We start from the raw sequence: 14,606 nt of genomic DNA, 5'->3' as shown, positions 1-14,606 counted from the left end.
AAAGAACAGGATACGATGCCCGAAGTCATTTTTCCCGGCCCCGAGGGCCGTCTCGAAGGTCGTTTCGCCCCCGCGCCCAAGCCGCGTGCGCCGGTTGCGATGATCCTGCATCCGCACCCGATGTCGGGCGGCACGATGAACAATCGCATCGTGATCGAACTCTACAAGACCTTCCAGCGCCGCGGCTTCGCGACGTTGCGCTTCAATTTCCGTGGCGTCGGCAAGAGCCAGGGCGTGTTCGACAACGGGATCGGCGAATTGAGCGATGCCGCCTCGGCGCTCGACTGGGTGCAGAGCTTTCACCCCGAGGCGTCGACCACCTGGGTCGCCGGATTTGGATTCGGCGCGTGGATCGGTATGCAATTGCTGATGCGCCGCCCGGAAATCCGCGGTTTCATCTCGATCGCTCCGCCGGCGAACATGTTCGACTTCACTTTCCTCGCTCCCTGCCCTGCTTCGGGGATCATCATCCAAGGCGAGAATGACGAGGTCGTCACGCCGATCGCGGTGCAGAAGCTTGTCGACAAGTTGCGTACCCAGAAGCACATCACGATCCACCACGACACGATCCCCAAGGCGAACCATTTCTTCGAGCACGAAATGGGCGAGCTGATGGGCAGCGTGGACAAGTATCTGGATATGCGGCTCGACCCGAACTCGCCGATTCGGTGAGGCTGAAGCCAACCCCTTCGGTCCTCCCTGTCGCCGACGGGAGGATCGCGGGAAGTCTGGCCAAACTGGACCGGTCCCGCTAGCGTCCCGCCCATGCAGTTCCTCAAGATCCTCTTCTGGTGCCTGATCAGCTTCGCCGCGGCGATCTTCACCTATGGCAATTGGAGCTGGGTGACGATCAACCTTTGGGGAGGGCTGGTCGCGGAAGTGAACCTTCCCTTCATGATGTTGTTCATGTTTCTCGCCGGGGTAATCCCGACCTGGCTCTATTACCGGACGATCCGCTGGCGCCTGACGCAGCGGCTGACGACGGCGGAGCGCATCATCGCCGATCTCAAGCCCGTGGTGCCGATGGGCGCCGATCCGGGCCCCACGCTTGCCGCGCCGGTCGCAGCGACCGCACCGCCGGCCCCTCCCGAGCCGCCGAAACAGCCGCCGCTTGAGCTGACTCCATGACCAGCCGCATCTACGTCGCGCTCGACACTCCCGATATCGACAAGGCCAAGGCGATCGCCACGCGCGTCCGCCACCATGTCGGCGGCATCAAGCTGGGCCTCGAATTCTTCATGGCCAATGGCCGTCATGGTGTGCTGGAAATGCACGACCTCGGGCTGCCGATCTTCCTCGACCTCAAGCTGCACGACATTCCCAATACGGTCGGAAAGGCGATCCAGGCGCTGCGCGGGCTCGAGCCCGCGGTGCTGACGGTCCATGCCAGCGGCGGCCGCGCGATGCTCGAGGATGCCAAGGCGGCGGCGCCGAGCAATACCAAGGTCGTCGCGGTGACCATGCTGACCAGCCTCGACGAAAATGACCTGCGCGCGACCGGCGTGGCGGGGTCGGCGCACGATCAGGTGTTGCGGCTAACCGAACTGGCCATGGACGCGGGAGTCGACGGCATCGTCTGCTCGGGCGAGGAAGTCCGCGCGGCGCACAAATTGTGGCCTAAGGGCTTTTTCGTCGTACCAGGCGTACGGCCGGCCAACGGCGCCATCGGCGACCAGAAACGGGTGGTAACGCCGCGCGCCGCCGTCGATGCCGGTGCTTCGATCCTGGTGGTGGGACGGCCGATCACCGCGGCGGAAGATCCCGACCTCGCCGCGCGCGAGATCGGCGCGACGCTCTAGGTCAGCTGCGATGTCCGATTTGGCGGTCCACGTCGCCCGACGCGACGATCTCGCAACGCTTCAGCCGCTGATCCAGCGCGCCTATCGCGGCGATGACGCGCGCGCCGGATGGACGCACGAGGCCGATCTGCTCGATGGCGAACGGATCGGTATCGACGAACTGGAAGCGATGATCGCCGATCCGGCGGAGCGCCTGCTCGTCGGGTTCGATGGCGAGCGGATGATCGGCTGCGTCCGGGTCGCGAACAGCGGCGGCGGGCTCGCTTATCTCGGTCTGCTTTGCGTCGATCCGCAATTACAGGCGGGCGGCTATGGCAAGCAATTGATCGCATCCGCGGAAGAGACCGCGCGCGAAGCGTTCGGCGCCGACCGGATAGAGATGGCGGTGATCGACCGGCGTGCCGAACTGATCGCCTTCTATGAGCGCCGGGGCTACGCCACTGCGGGCACCCGAGATTTCCCGATCGTTGTCGACCCGCCGCTTCACATGGTCGTGCTGGAAAAGCGGCTCGACTGAGCCAGGTATCAAACCGCCGCTTGGAGACGATCGGCTATTGAGCCCCCTGCGTCGGACCGCGCCCGCATGGTCATTTGTCGCTCGACGCCTATATAGCGCCGCCATGCCTCGCGTCACCGCCAAGATCTGCGGCCTCAGCACGCCCGAAACGCTCGACGCCGCGATTGCCGGTGGGGCGAGTCATGTCGGGCTGATGTTCTTCGCCCCTTCGCCGCGCAATTTGTCGTTCGACACCGCTGCGGGCCTCGCCGCCCGCATACCGGCAAGCGTGTCGCGCGTCGGCGTGTTCGTCGACCCGGACGACGCCCTGCTCGAAGCGGCGATTGCAGCCGGCAAGCTCGACGCGGTTCAGCTCCATGGCGCGACGCCCGCTCGTGCCGCCGCTATCCAGGCACGTATTCCGGTGTGGGTGGCCATCGCGGTCAAGACGCGAGCCGATCTGGATAGCGCGCTCGACTATCGCGGCGCGGCCGACAGGATTCTGTTCGACGCCAAGACCCCCGAAGGCGCAACCCGGCCGGGCGGCATGGGGATCCGATTCGACTGGAGCCTGCTCGACGGGTTCCGCCACGTCATGCCCTGGGCGCTATCGGGAGGACTCACGCCCGATAACGTGGCGGAAGCCGCAGCGCGGACCGGCGCGACATTGGTCGACGCGTCATCCGGGCTGGAATCGGCGCCTGGTGTCAAGGATGTGGACAAGATCGCCGCGTTCCTTAAAGCGGTGGCGCAATGCTGATGCCGATCCTCCCTGCCCTGTGCATTCCGCAACGATGGCGCTGATCGCTGTTCGAAGCGATTGGACCCATGTTGTGACGAGGAAATAACGGTGATGACGGACTCTACCCATTTGTCGAATACGTTTCGCGCCCAGCCCGACGAGCGCGGCCATTTCGGCCAGTTCGGCGGCCGCTTCGTCGCCGAGACGCTGATGCCGCTGATCCTCGACCTCGAACGCGAATATCGCGCGGCACAGGCCGATCCCGCCTTCGCGCAGGAATTCGACGATCTGCTCGAACATTATGTCGGCCGCCCCAGCCCGCTCTACTTTGCCGAACGCCTGACTGCCGCGATTCGCGCGGGTTCCGAGCCCGGCAAGGGCGCGCAGATCTGGTTCAAGCGCGACGAGCTCAATCATACCGGCGCGCACAAGATCAACAATTGCATTGGCCAGATCCTGCTCGCGCGTCGCATGGGCAAGACGCGGATCATCGCCGAAACCGGCGCCGGCCAGCATGGCGTCGCCACCGCCACGGTCTGCGCCCGCTTCGGCCTGCCTTGCGTGATCTATATGGGCGCCAAGGACGTCGAGCGGCAGCAGCCCAATGTGTTCCGGATGAAGCTGCTCGGCGCCGAAGTGATTCCGGTCACCAGCGGCGCCAACACGCTGAAGGACGCGATGAACGAGGCGCTGCGCGACTGGGTCGCCAACGTCCACGACACTTTCTATATCATCGGCACCGCGGCGGGGCCGCATCCCTATCCCGAACTGGTCCGCGATTTTCAGTCTGTGATCGGCAAGGAAGCGCGCGCGCAGATGCTGGCGCGGATCAATCGCCTCCCCGACCTGCTGGTCGCGGCGATCGGTGGCGGATCGAACGCGATCGGGCTTTTTCACCCGTTTCTCGACAATCCCGACGTCAAGATGCTTGGTGTCGAGGCGGCCGGCGAAGGGCTCGAGCGCAAGCACGCCGCGAGCCTGGCGGGCGGCTTCCCCGGCATCCTCCACGGCAACCGGACGTATTTGCTCCAGGATGAGGACGGCCAGATCGCGGAAGCGCATTCGATCTCGGCGGGGCTCGACTATCCGGGCATCGGTCCCGAGCACGCATGGCTCAAGGAAACCGGCCGCGTCGACTACACCTCCGCGACCGACCAAGAAGCGCTCGACGCCTTCCAGCTCCTGTGCCGCACCGAGGGGATCATCCCCGCGCTCGAACCTTCGCACGCCATCGCAGCTGTGACGAAGAAAGCGCGGGAAATGGACGAGAACCAAATCATCCTGGCGAACCTGTGCGGTCGCGGCGACAAGGATATCTTCACCGTCGCCGAAGCGCTGGGAGTGAAGATATGACGGCCCAGAATAACCTCCTCTCCCTTGACGGGAGAGGATACCGTAGCTTGGCAGCTTGCTGCCTAGCGAAGGTTGGAGAGGGTGAGCGGCGCCTCGCGCCGCGCGAGCGCGTTGCGCTCGCCCCCCTCTCCCTCCCACTGCCTTCGGCAGCGGGCCCCTCCCTCTCCCGCAAGGGGAGAGGGGAATGAGCAATCGCCTCTCCAACGCCTTCGCCAAGGGCCATCCAGCTCTCGTCGCCTTCGTTACGGCGGGCGATCCGGGGCGGTTCGCCACGGGGCCGATTCTCGACGCGCTCGTCGAGGGCGGCGCCGATGTGATCGAGCTCGGCATGCCATTCACGGATCCGATGGCGGACGGCCCGGCCATTCAGGCAGCGAATTTGCGCAGCCTAGCGGCGGGCACGACGACGGCGGACATCCTCGCGATCGCCATGGCGTTTCGCCAGCGCCATCCGACCGTGCCGCTGGTGCTGATGGGCTATGCCAATCCCATGACCCGGCGCGGCGCCGACTGGTTCGCCGAACGCTGCAAGGAAGCCGGCGTCGACGGCGTGATCTGCGTCGACATCCCGCCCGAAGAGGATGATTCGCTCGGACCGGCGCTCCGCGGGAACGGCATCGACCTGATCCGTCTCGCGACCCCGACCACCGATGGCGCTCGCCTGCCCCAGGTGCTCGATGGCGCCAGCGGCTTCCTCTATTATGTCTCGGTCGCGGGCATCACCGGCAAGCAGCAAGCGGCGCAGGCCTCGATCGAGGACGCCGTCGCCCGGCTCAAGGCCGCGACCAACCTGCCCGTCGCGGTCGGCTTCGGCGTACGCACCCCCGATCAGGCCGCGGCGATAGCGCGCGTCGCAGACGGCGTCGTGGTCGGTTCGGCGATCGTCGAACTGGTCGGTCGGCATGGCAAGGATGCAGCCGAGCCGGTGCGCGTCTATATCGAGAGTCTCGCGGGCGCGATCCGCGCCGCAAGGAAGGAAATAGCATGAGCTGGCTGACCAACGTCCGCAATGCGCTGTCGTACGTCATCCCCAAGAAGGAAAGTCCCGACAATCTCTGGCACAAGTGCAAGGGGTGCGGGCAGATGGTGTTCGCCAAGGAATTGGCCGACAATCTCTACGTCTGCCCCAATTGCGCCTTTCATGAGCGGATCGGGCCCGACGTGCGGTTCGCGCAGATTTTCGACGCCGGTTCGTTTACGACGCTGACGCCGCCCAAGGTGCAGGACGACCCGCTCAAGTTCCGCGACCAGAAGAAATATACCGACCGCATCAAGACGGCGCGCGCCGCGACCGGCGAAAGCGACGCGCTGATCAACGCGACCGGGACGATCGAGGGCCGCAAGGCTGTGGTCGGCGTCCAGGATTTCGCGTTCATGGGCGGATCGATGGGCCTGGCCGTGGGCGAGGCGTTCGTCCGCGGAGTCGAGGCGGCGATCGGCGAAGGGGCGCCCTACATCATTTTCACCGCGGCCGGCGGCGCGCGGATGCAGGAAGGCATATTGAGCCTGATGCAGATGCCGCGCGCGACGGTCGCGATCCAGATGCTCCACGACGTCGGGCTGCCCTATATCGTCGTGCTGACCGACCCGACCACCGGCGGCGTCACGGCGAGCTATGCCATGCTCGGCGACGTGCAGATTTCGGAGCCCGGCGCGCTGATCGGCTTCGCCGGCCAGCGGGTGATCGAACAGACGATCCGCGAAAAGCTGCCCGAGGGATTCCAGCGCGCCGAATATCTGCTCGCTCATGGCATGCTCGACATGGTCACGCCGCGCTCGGAGCTGCGCCCGACCCTGGCGCGGCTGATCGATTATGTCGGCGGGCAGCGGAAAGCGGCCTGAACAATTCTCCCTCTCCCCTCTGGGGAGAGGGTCGGGGAGAGGGGGAGTCACGGGCGACGCGCTTGCCGCACTGCCCCTCTCCCCCACCCTCTCCCCGATGGGGAGAGGGAGTTATTATGCCTGACCACGCCGTCTCCTCCGACCCGGCGGTCCAGCGCCAGCTCGACCGCCTTTGGGCTCTTTCTCCCGGTGCCGACATTCTCGGGCTCGAGCGGATCACGGAATTGCTCGACCGCGTCGGCAACCCGCACGAGCGTTTGCCCCCGGTGCTCCATGTCGCTGGCACCAACGGCAAGGGATCGACCTGCGCCTTCCTGCGCGCGGCGATCGAAGCTGCGGGCTACACCACCCATGTCTATTCTAGCCCGCATCTCGTGCGCTTCAACGAGCGTATCCGGCTCGCCGGCACGCTGATCGAGGACGCCGAACTGGCGCCGCTGCTCGAGGAAGTGCTGGATGCCGGCGGCGATATCGGCGCGAGCTTCTTCGAAGTGACGACCGCCGCGGCATTCCTTGCCTTCTCTCGTACTGCCGCCGATGCCTGTATCGTCGAGGTCGGACTGGGCGGACGCCTCGATGCGACCAATGTCATCGCGCAGCCGATCGTGACCGGCATTGCCCAGCTGGGAATCGATCACGAGCGTTTCCTCGGCACGACGATCGAGGACATCGCCGCCGAAAAGGCCGGGATCGCGAAGCCGCAAGTGCCCCTGGTCACCATGCGCTACGCACCGTCGGTCGAAGCCCGGATCAACGCGGTCGCGCGAACCGCCGGGGCTCCCGTGTCGCCTGAAGGCCGGAACTGGTTCTGGGCCGCGGACGATGGCCACCTCACCTATCGCGACGCCGCGGGCAAGGTGCAGACGCCGCTGCCCGTGCTGGTCGGGCCGCACCAGCCTGGCAACCTCGCTTTGGCGATCGCCATGCTCCATCATCAGAAGACGCTGACCATTCCACCGGAAGCCTTCATTGCTGCAGCCGAACACGCGACCTGGCCGGCGCGGATGCAATTGCTCGGCGATGGGCCGCTGACGCGGATCTTGCCAGCGGGCAGCGAGATCTGGCTCGATGGCGGCCACAACGCAGCCGCCGGCGCCAGCGTTGCCGAGGCGCTGCGCGAGGTGCTCGATCGTCGCGGCACCGACGGTGCGCACATGATCGTCGGCATGCTGTCCAACAAGGATCCAGCAGGACTGTTGCGCCCGTTCGCGGGGTTGGCCACGAGCTTTCACGCCGTTCCGGTCGCCGGCCATGAATGTCATAGCGCCGAGGTGCTGGGCGCGGTCGCCAGCGACATCGGCATCAGGCCGCAGGCTGCGGAGACAGTGGAGACCGCCCTGCACGCGATCGCCGATGACGCCGAGGGACAAGTGACAGTGATGATCCTCGGCTCGCTTTATCTGGCAGGCCAAGTGCTCGCAGGGAACGGCGAAGCGCCGGCATGATAAATTATTGCGATTGACTATCAATAGCGAGTTTCCGACTATGCGGCTCCACCACGGAGTCGCCCGATGGCCCCTTCCCCAATGCCCGCCTCGCTGGTCAGCGAAGCTCTGCCGTACAGCCTTCCCCAAACCACGGCAGCGCGCCTGTTGCTGCTCGCGATTCGGCGGATGGGCGCGCATGGACTGAACGACGCTATCGCCGCCAACACCTTCATGAGCACATTCGGCGCGGGGTTCCGCCGGCCTTTATTGCTCGCGCGCGCTTTCATGGCGGAACTCGCCGCGACCTCGACCACGTCTATTCCAATCGCGCCATGCTGTTGTGCGCGGATGACATGGGCAGAGCAGACGATGATCACCACGATCGGCCAGGCCGAGCGGCGCCCCGAAACCGCTCGCCTGTTGCTCGCCGACCTGATGGCACAACGTCGCGCCGATGCGATCGTGGCCACGGCGGCGGCCTTATCCGCGGCGTTTGCGGATGCGGGTCTGCCGCTGGTCGTCGATTAGGTCGAATGATTCCCGGAGGGGTATTACCCGGCCGCGCGCAACTCGCGTAATTTGTCGGTCGCCCAGCGGTACATGTCGCCCTCCGCCTGGCGTTGGTGGCGATCGAGCCGCTTCATCCGGTCCTCGACTTCCTCGAGTACGCCCAGCGCCTCGCGCTTGCGGCCAAGCTCGATCAGCAATGCGGCATAACGACACCGCGCCTCTTCGCCCGGCATGCGCGTGACGATATCGCGATAGATGGCCAGAGCGTCGTCCCTGCGCCCGAGATGGTCGTAGATCCGCGCCCTCAGCAGGTCGAGACGATCGCGGTCGCTCTGCCCCGACGGCTTGGCGATCGCGTCGATGACATGCTGCGCCTCGTCGATCTTGCCTTCCTCGAACAGCGCGCGTGCCAGCTTGGTTTCGGTGCGGGGATCGGGCAGTGGCTGCGCGGCGATCGCCTCGCGATAGAGCGGGATCGCCTCGACCGGCCGATTGACCGCCGACAGCGCGTCGGCCAGCCGGATGCGGTTGGCGATCGTGTCGGCTAGGCCCAGCGCATCGCGCGCGGCACGCACTTCGCGCTCCGGATCGATCGCCCTGGCGGCCTGCGCGCGCATCGTGCGGACGTGACGATTGCCCTGCATGCCGGGCAGCACCTCGACGATGAAATAGGCGATGCAGCCGACCATCGGAAAGAACACCAACGGCCAGATCCAGAAGGTGTTGCGGCCATTGCGCACGCAATGCACCACGCACGCGATCTGGCAGATGATCGTCCCGCCGGACAGGATCAGGAACAGCATCAGGCGGGCTCGCCGGTATTGCCGGCCTCGATCACCGTCGGAACGCGCGAGGCGCGCCACCATTCGAGCAGGACGAACAGGATCGCGAGCAGGCCGACCGCGGCGACATAGCGAAACACGTCGGCATAACCGTATTTGTCAATCATCTCCCCCGCCATGCCCTTGCCGAGCGAGCCGATCAGGAACGTGAGTGACGACAGCACCGCATATTGGACCGCCGCGAATTTCTTGCTGACGATCCCCGACAGGAACGCGACGAACGCGGCGAGCGCAAGCCCGGTCGAGATATTCTCGTAGCTGATCGTCAAAAGTAGCCGCGCCATCCGCTCGTCGCTGCCGAACGCTACCGCAAGCGAATCGAGCCGCAACACATGCATCACCGGGTCGATATGGGGCGATCCGTCGGCCAGGTCGGCGTACACGAAATTGCCGAAGATCGGCAGGATCGCCCCGATCAACACGGTCGGAAATCGCCCGATCTTGGCGAACAGATATCCGCCCAGGCTGACACCGATGATCGACATGATGATGCCGAAGACCTTGGACGCGAAGGCCACTTCGTCCTTCGAATAATGCATGAATTCCAGATAGAAGGGGTAAGCGAACGATCCCCAGACGTTATAGCAGAGCGCATAGGTCAGGATCAGCCCGATCACGATCAGCACACCCCAACCCAGCCGCGCGACGAGGTCCGCGAGCGGCGCGACCAGCGCCCCGTAAAGATGGTTGGCCGCGGTGCGCGCCGGCGACGTCACGGTATCGCGCTCGCTCTGGACCTGGCGTCCCTGCGTTTTCAACCAGTTGAGGACGGCGGCGACGGCGAGCGGCACGAGCACGGTCGCGATCACGATCGCCGGACCATGATATTTGAGGAAGTCGCTAGGTGACGGTCGGGGCGCGCCGGGGGGGGTATCGGCCAGCATCGAGATCATGAACCCGATCAGCGAGCCGATCGCCCAAATCCAGCTGATGCCGACGATCAGGAGCGCGACCGCGCGTGTCCGCGGCCTGATCTCGCCAGCTTCCGAAAGCGCCTGCACCGCCTCGCTCGGCACGCGTTTGGTATCAGGGGCGCCGAGCGCGATCAGCAGCATCAGCCCCATGATCACCGCCATGACCAGATAGACGGTCGGCCACGACATGCGCGCGGCCATGTAGAGGGCGATCGCCCCGCCGACGATGCTCGCGGCGCGATAGCCCAATTGGTTGACCGCGGACAGCAACTCAACCGGCGCATCCTCGTCCGCGACATCGATCCGCCAGCCGTCGATCGCAATGTCCTGCGTCGCGGAACCGAGCGAGCCGAGGAACGCGAACATCGCGAATGTGCCGATCTGCTGCGCCGGGTCGGTGACGACGATGCCCAGCAAAGCGACGATCATCAGCCCCTGGCACAACACGATCCAGCTCTTGCGGCGGCCGAGCTTGCCGAGAATCGGCAATTGCAGGCGATCAACCAAAGGCGACCACAGGAATTTGAACGCATAGGTCAGGCCGATCCACGACAGCACGCCGATCGTCGCCATCTTGACCCCGACCTCCCCCAGCCATGCGGTCAGTGTGCCGATCAGCAAGGCATTGGGCAGGCCCGAGGAAAAGCCGAGCGCAAGCATGGACGCCGACTTGCGCGTCCGAAGCGCGGCGACGAACAGCCGCCATCCCTTGGGACGTGTCACCGCACTACCGCTCATTCAGGCTTGCTCCCCATCTCGTTAGAGCCGACACTAACCTTAAAAATCGGGAGAGGAAGCCCATGAACGTGGCGACCAGGATCGCTCCGACCGCGGGGCAACTCGCGCTGGCGAAGAAACTGGCCGAGGGCGGCGAAGGCCGCGCCGGGGGAATAACCTTTGTCGACGCCGCGGCTTATACCGATCCGGCACGGTTCGACGCGGAGCGCGCGAAGATCTTCGCCAAACGCCCGCTGGTGATCGCGCCGTCCGCGCTGCTGCCCGACCCCGGCATGGCGATCCCGCACGACGGCTATGGCAAGCCGTTGCTGATCACGCGCGATCGCGAGGGCAAGGCACACGTTTTCATGAATGTCTGCCGCCATCGCGGCACGCGGTTGGTCGAAGGACAGGAGCCAGTCTGTGCGTCGCGGCTCGTCTGCCCCTATCACGCCTGGACCTACGGTCTCGACGGCAAACTGCTGGCGCTCCCGCGCACCGATGCCTTCCCCGACCTCGAGAAGAGCGAATTCGGACTACGTCGCCTGCCGACGCTCGAGGCCGGAGGACTGATCTGGTTTGCGTTCGATGAAGGCGCGGATTTCTCCGAACCCGAGACGCTCGGCCATGATTTCGACGCCTTCGATCTCGCCGGCCAGTATCTATTCCGTCGCCGGACCCATGACGTCGCGGCGAATTGGAAGCAGATCATGGACGCGTTTCTGGAGAGCTATCACGTCCAGCGCCTCCATGCCGCGACGATCGGCCCCTTCTTCAAGGATGGCGTGGCGTCGGCCGATACGATCGGTGCGCACCAGCGCTCGGCGGTGGGGCGCGACGTGTCGGCGAACGACTGCGCTGCTGAGGACTGGCCGACGCTTCGCCGCGCAATCACTTACACTTACCAGATGTTCCCCGCGACCGTGCTGATCGTCAGCCCGGATTATGTGAACCTCATGACGCTGATGCCGCGCGGCGTCGACCGCGTGCTGGTCGAGGATTTCATGCTGATCCCCGAACCGCCCGCGACCGACAAGGCGCTGGCGCATTGGGAGAAGAGCTGGAATCTGCTCGACGGCGGCGTCTTCGGAGCCGAGGACTTTCGGGCAGCGGCCTTGTGTCAGGAAGGGTTGATGTCGGGCGCGATCGACCGGCTGACCTTGGGCAGCATGGAGAGCGGAATCCGTCTGTTCCACGATGCGGTGGAGAAGGCGTTGGCGGGGTAAACTTAAATCCTCCCCAAGCTCGCTTGGGGAGGGGGACCATCGCGAAGCGATGGTGGAGGGGAAAAGCCCCGTCCTCGCCGCTCACGCGGCTGCGGCCCCTCCACCACCGCCTCCGGCGGCGGTCCCCCTCCCCACGCTTCGCGTAGGGAGGATTTACTTAGTCCTTCAGCACCGTCGCCACGGTCGAGATCACCAGCCGCGTCTGTTCGATCTCGTCGACCTTGATCGTGTCGAGCCCCATTTCCTTTGCCGGATAGTCGTTCCCGCCCGGGAAGATGGCGTCCCCGACGAACAACACCTCTTGCTTGCCGACACCGGCGACGGGCAGCAGCTTGGTCAGCCCATATTGCTTGTCGACGCCCTTGCGGGTGATGTCGATCGAGGTCGAGCCGCCGATATTGATCGACAGGTCGGGAAGCGCCTGGCGCAATCGTTTTTGCAGCGCTTCGCGCTTCGAACGGTCGGCATCCCAATTATTCTTGGCGATGAGCGGCGCTTCCTGCCCAAGCCCCGAGAACGTGATCTGGCTGCCGCGATCCTCGATCCGGTCGCCCCAGGTCTGGCCCTCGTCGAGCCCTTCCGCCTTCACGGCATCGTCGAGCGCCGTCTCGATCTGGCGGCGCTCGTCGCCGGTAAACAACTCGGCGTAGACCGGCTTCCACTCGCCCGACCAGCGGTAGAGCTTGGTCCCCGTCGTCGGCTGGATGAACAAATTGGCGAGCTTGGCGCGTTCGGGCAGCCGCGAGACGACTTGCTTCTCGAATTGCGGCCAATCGCCGCCCGAGATGATGTCGACCATGCAGACGTCGAGCAAATCGGCGATTCGCCCTGCCATGTCCTCGTCGAGCGGCTGCTTGCTGAGCGCGAGCGTGCCGTCGAGGTCGAAGGCGACCAGCTTCTTCATGCCGCCGCCCGCGCCAGCACGAATGCCTCGATCGCGTGCGCCACGCCATCCTGCTCGTTGCTCGACGAGACGAAATCGGCGGCGGACTTCACCGTATCGGGCGCCTGCCCCATCGCCACCGACATGCCCGCGCGGGCGAACATCGCAATATCATTCTCCATATCGCCGAACACCGCGACATGCGCGAGGTCGACGCCCAGGATGGCGGCCAGCTCGGTCACGCCATCGCCCTTGTTGGCGTGGAGGTCGGTGACATCGAGATAATAGGTCTGGCTCTGCCCGATCGTCGCGCGCTGTCCGAACAGGGCAGCGCCGCGATCGGCGAGATCCTTGAGCACCGGCGCATCGTCGCTGACGAAAGTGATCTTGTCGGCGCGATCGTAGAATTCGCTGAAATCGTCGCGCAGGATCGGCTCCTCGTTCGAGGCGACACGCTCGCGATCGACATGGGCACCCGCCAGATTGGAGGCGTACCATTTGCCATCCGCGAAGACCCAGATGTCGACCGGGACGCCCTCGGCAAGCGCGAACATGCCGCGCACGGTTTCGGGGTCGATACGATGCCTGGTGATCAGGCTGCCGTCCGGGCGGAAGACAATGCCGCCGTTCACCGCCGCCAGCGGAATATCGATCCCCAGCGGCGCGATCAGCGGCAACACGCCCGACACCGGGCGTGCGCTGATCAGCGTGAAGGCGACGCCCGCCTGACGCAAGCGCTGGACCGCGGCGATGACCTGGGGACTGAGCGACTTATCCTTGCGGACCAGCGTGCCGTCGACGTCCGAAATGACCAGGCGGATCGCCGGACCGACCTGCGTCACTGCGGCATCTCCACATGCCCGCCGAACCCGAAGCGCATCGCCGATAGCAATTTGTCGCCATAAGTATGTTCGACGCGGCTACGATAGCGCGCGAATAACGCCGCCGTCAGCACGTGCGCCGGCACCGCTTCTTCCATCGCCGCTTCGATCGTCCAATGCCCCTCGCCCGAATCCGCCACGCGGCCGGAGAATTGATCGAGCGCCATGTCCTTGGCGAGCGCGGAGGCGCAGAGGTCGAGCAACCAGGACGAGATGACCGATCCCCGGCGCCAGACTTCGGCGATGTCCGTCAGGTTCAGGTCGAACCGCTCGTCCTCGGGCAGCTTGTCGGAATTCTTGGACGACAGGATGTCGAAGCCCTCGGCATAGGCCTGCATCAGCCCGTATTCGATGCCGTTATGGACCATCTTGACGAAATGCCCGGAGCCAGCCGGTCCGGCATGGATATAGCCCTTTTCGGCGCGGGGGTCCTCGCCTTCCTGCGCCATCCTGTCGGGCGTGCGCGGGATCGTGCCGAGGCCCGGTGCCAGGGTATCGAAGATCGGATCGAGATGGCGCATCACGGCGTCCTCGCCGCCGATCATCATGCAATAGCCGCGCTCGAGCCCCCAGACGCCGCCCGACGTCCCGACATCGACATATTTGAGGCCCTTCTCGGCCAGCGCTTTCGAACGGCGAATGTCGTCCTTGTAGAAGGTATTGCCGCCGTCGATGATGATATCGCCCGGCGAACAGAGCCCGGTCAGTGCCTCGATCGTGCTCTCGGTCGGCGCGCCTGCCGGCAACATCACCCAGAAGACGCGCGGGCTGTCGAGCTTACCGGCCAGTTCCTCGAGCGATCCGGCGCCGATCGCGCCATCGGCCACGACTTCCTTCACCGCTTCGGGCGCGCGATCATAGACGACCGTCTCGTGATTGCCGCGCATCAGCCGCCGCGCGATATTGCCACCCATGCGGCCGAGGCCGATGATTCCGATTTTCATGTAAATCTCCCGAAGCGCCGATCTCTACCA

General features: G+C 65.2%; 16 protein-coding genes. 11 read left to right on the top strand and 5 right to left on the bottom strand.

What is annotated here, in order from left to right:
* Window positions 1-15: 15 nt before the first annotated feature.
* The 10 genes from Q0L25_RS20705 to Q0L25_RS20660 all read left to right on the top strand — a co-directional run bounded on the left by Q0L25_RS20705 (window position 16) and on the right by Q0L25_RS20660 (window position 8,187).
* Complete coding sequence (locus Q0L25_RS20705; protein WP_066589905.1) at window positions 16-672, top strand: alpha/beta hydrolase; 657 nt, start codon at window positions 16-18, stop codon at window positions 670-672.
* 93 nt (window positions 673-765) lie between these two features.
* Complete coding sequence (locus Q0L25_RS20700) at window positions 766-1,128, top strand: hypothetical protein (protein WP_296617603.1); 363 nt, start codon at window positions 766-768, stop codon at window positions 1,126-1,128.
* Window positions 1,125-1,799: an orotidine-5'-phosphate decarboxylase gene (gene pyrF / locus Q0L25_RS20695; RefSeq protein WP_296617601.1), complete on the top strand. Its 675-nt coding sequence runs from the start codon at window positions 1,125-1,127 to the stop codon at window positions 1,797-1,799. Before Q0L25_RS20700 ends, pyrF begins: the two co-directional genes overlap by 4 nt.
* Before the next feature lie 10 nt (window positions 1,800-1,809).
* A complete protein-coding gene (locus Q0L25_RS20690; RefSeq protein WP_296617599.1) occupies window positions 1,810-2,316 on the top strand; it encodes a GNAT family N-acetyltransferase in 507 nt (168 codons plus the stop codon).
* A gap of 103 nt (window positions 2,317-2,419) precedes the next feature.
* Window positions 2,420-3,055: a phosphoribosylanthranilate isomerase gene (locus Q0L25_RS20685; RefSeq protein ID WP_296617597.1), complete on the top strand. Its 636-nt coding sequence runs from the start codon at window positions 2,420-2,422 to the stop codon at window positions 3,053-3,055.
* A gap of 93 nt (window positions 3,056-3,148) precedes the next feature.
* On the top strand, window positions 3,149-4,390 hold the full coding sequence (trpB, locus tag Q0L25_RS20680) for a tryptophan synthase subunit beta (RefSeq protein ID WP_296617594.1): 1,242 nt from the start codon (window positions 3,149-3,151) through the stop codon (window positions 4,388-4,390).
* Window positions 4,391-4,574: 184 nt separating this feature from the next.
* Window positions 4,575-5,378 carry a tryptophan synthase subunit alpha gene (gene trpA, locus Q0L25_RS20675; RefSeq protein WP_296617592.1) on the top strand — a complete coding sequence of 268 codons (804 nt, stop codon included), beginning with the start codon at window positions 4,575-4,577 and terminating at the stop codon, window positions 5,376-5,378.
* The gene (gene accD / locus Q0L25_RS20670; RefSeq protein ID WP_296617591.1) at window positions 5,375-6,232 is read left to right on the top strand and encodes an acetyl-CoA carboxylase, carboxyltransferase subunit beta; all 858 of its coding nucleotides are present in this window, start codon (window positions 5,375-5,377) and stop codon (window positions 6,230-6,232) included. The genes trpA and accD overlap by 4 nt, the downstream gene beginning before the upstream one ends.
* Before the next feature lie 116 nt (window positions 6,233-6,348).
* Window positions 6,349-7,677 carry a folylpolyglutamate synthase/dihydrofolate synthase family protein gene (locus Q0L25_RS20665; RefSeq protein WP_296617588.1) on the top strand — a complete coding sequence of 443 codons (1,329 nt, stop codon included), beginning with the start codon at window positions 6,349-6,351 and terminating at the stop codon, window positions 7,675-7,677.
* A 66-nt stretch (window positions 7,678-7,743) separates the two neighbouring features.
* On the top strand, window positions 7,744-8,187 hold the full coding sequence (locus Q0L25_RS20660) for a DUF6628 family protein (protein ID WP_296617586.1): 444 nt from the start codon (window positions 7,744-7,746) through the stop codon (window positions 8,185-8,187).
* A 23-nt stretch (window positions 8,188-8,210) separates the two neighbouring features.
* Here Q0L25_RS20660 and Q0L25_RS20655 read toward each other — a convergent pair whose 3' ends face one another.
* Together Q0L25_RS20655 and Q0L25_RS20650 are read right to left on the bottom strand one after the other, a co-directional pair.
* Complete coding sequence (locus Q0L25_RS20655; RefSeq protein ID WP_296617584.1) at window positions 8,211-8,972, bottom strand: tetratricopeptide repeat protein; 762 nt, start codon at window positions 8,970-8,972, stop codon at window positions 8,211-8,213.
* Window positions 8,972-10,663 carry an MFS transporter gene (locus tag Q0L25_RS20650; protein ID WP_296617582.1) on the bottom strand — a complete coding sequence of 564 codons (1,692 nt, stop codon included), beginning with the start codon at window positions 10,661-10,663 and terminating at the stop codon, window positions 8,972-8,974. Before Q0L25_RS20650 ends, Q0L25_RS20655 begins: the two co-directional genes overlap by 1 nt.
* Before the next feature lie 62 nt (window positions 10,664-10,725).
* Here Q0L25_RS20650 and Q0L25_RS20645 point away from each other — a divergent pair, with 62 nt between their 5' ends.
* The gene (locus Q0L25_RS20645; RefSeq protein ID WP_296617580.1) at window positions 10,726-11,868 is read left to right on the top strand and encodes an aromatic ring-hydroxylating dioxygenase subunit alpha; all 1,143 of its coding nucleotides are present in this window, start codon (window positions 10,726-10,728) and stop codon (window positions 11,866-11,868) included.
* 157 nt (window positions 11,869-12,025) lie between these two features.
* Here the strand turns inward: Q0L25_RS20645 and Q0L25_RS20640 are convergent, their stop codons facing one another.
* Genes Q0L25_RS20640 through gnd form a run of 3 tightly spaced genes read right to left on the bottom strand, consistent with a single transcriptional unit; the run spans window position 12,026 to window position 14,576 of the window.
* Window positions 12,026-12,772: an HAD-IIB family hydrolase gene (locus tag Q0L25_RS20640; RefSeq protein WP_296617579.1), complete on the bottom strand. Its 747-nt coding sequence runs from the start codon at window positions 12,770-12,772 to the stop codon at window positions 12,026-12,028.
* Window positions 12,769-13,593: an HAD family hydrolase gene (locus Q0L25_RS20635; RefSeq protein ID WP_296617577.1), complete on the bottom strand. Its 825-nt coding sequence runs from the start codon at window positions 13,591-13,593 to the stop codon at window positions 12,769-12,771. The genes Q0L25_RS20640 and Q0L25_RS20635 overlap by 4 nt, the downstream gene beginning before the upstream one ends.
* A complete protein-coding gene (gene gnd / locus Q0L25_RS20630) occupies window positions 13,590-14,576 on the bottom strand; it encodes a phosphogluconate dehydrogenase (NAD(+)-dependent, decarboxylating) (protein ID WP_296617576.1) in 987 nt (328 codons plus the stop codon). The genes Q0L25_RS20635 and gnd overlap by 4 nt, the downstream gene beginning before the upstream one ends.
* Window positions 14,577-14,606: the final 30 nt, after the last annotated feature.

Origin of the sequence: Sphingomonas sp., assembly GCF_024508665.1 — a bacterium.
Taxonomy (GTDB): Bacteria; Pseudomonadota; Alphaproteobacteria; order Sphingomonadales; family Sphingomonadaceae; genus Sphingomonas.
Note: the sequence above shows the minus strand (reverse complement) of the source record. Positions and strands in the feature narration are given on the sequence as shown.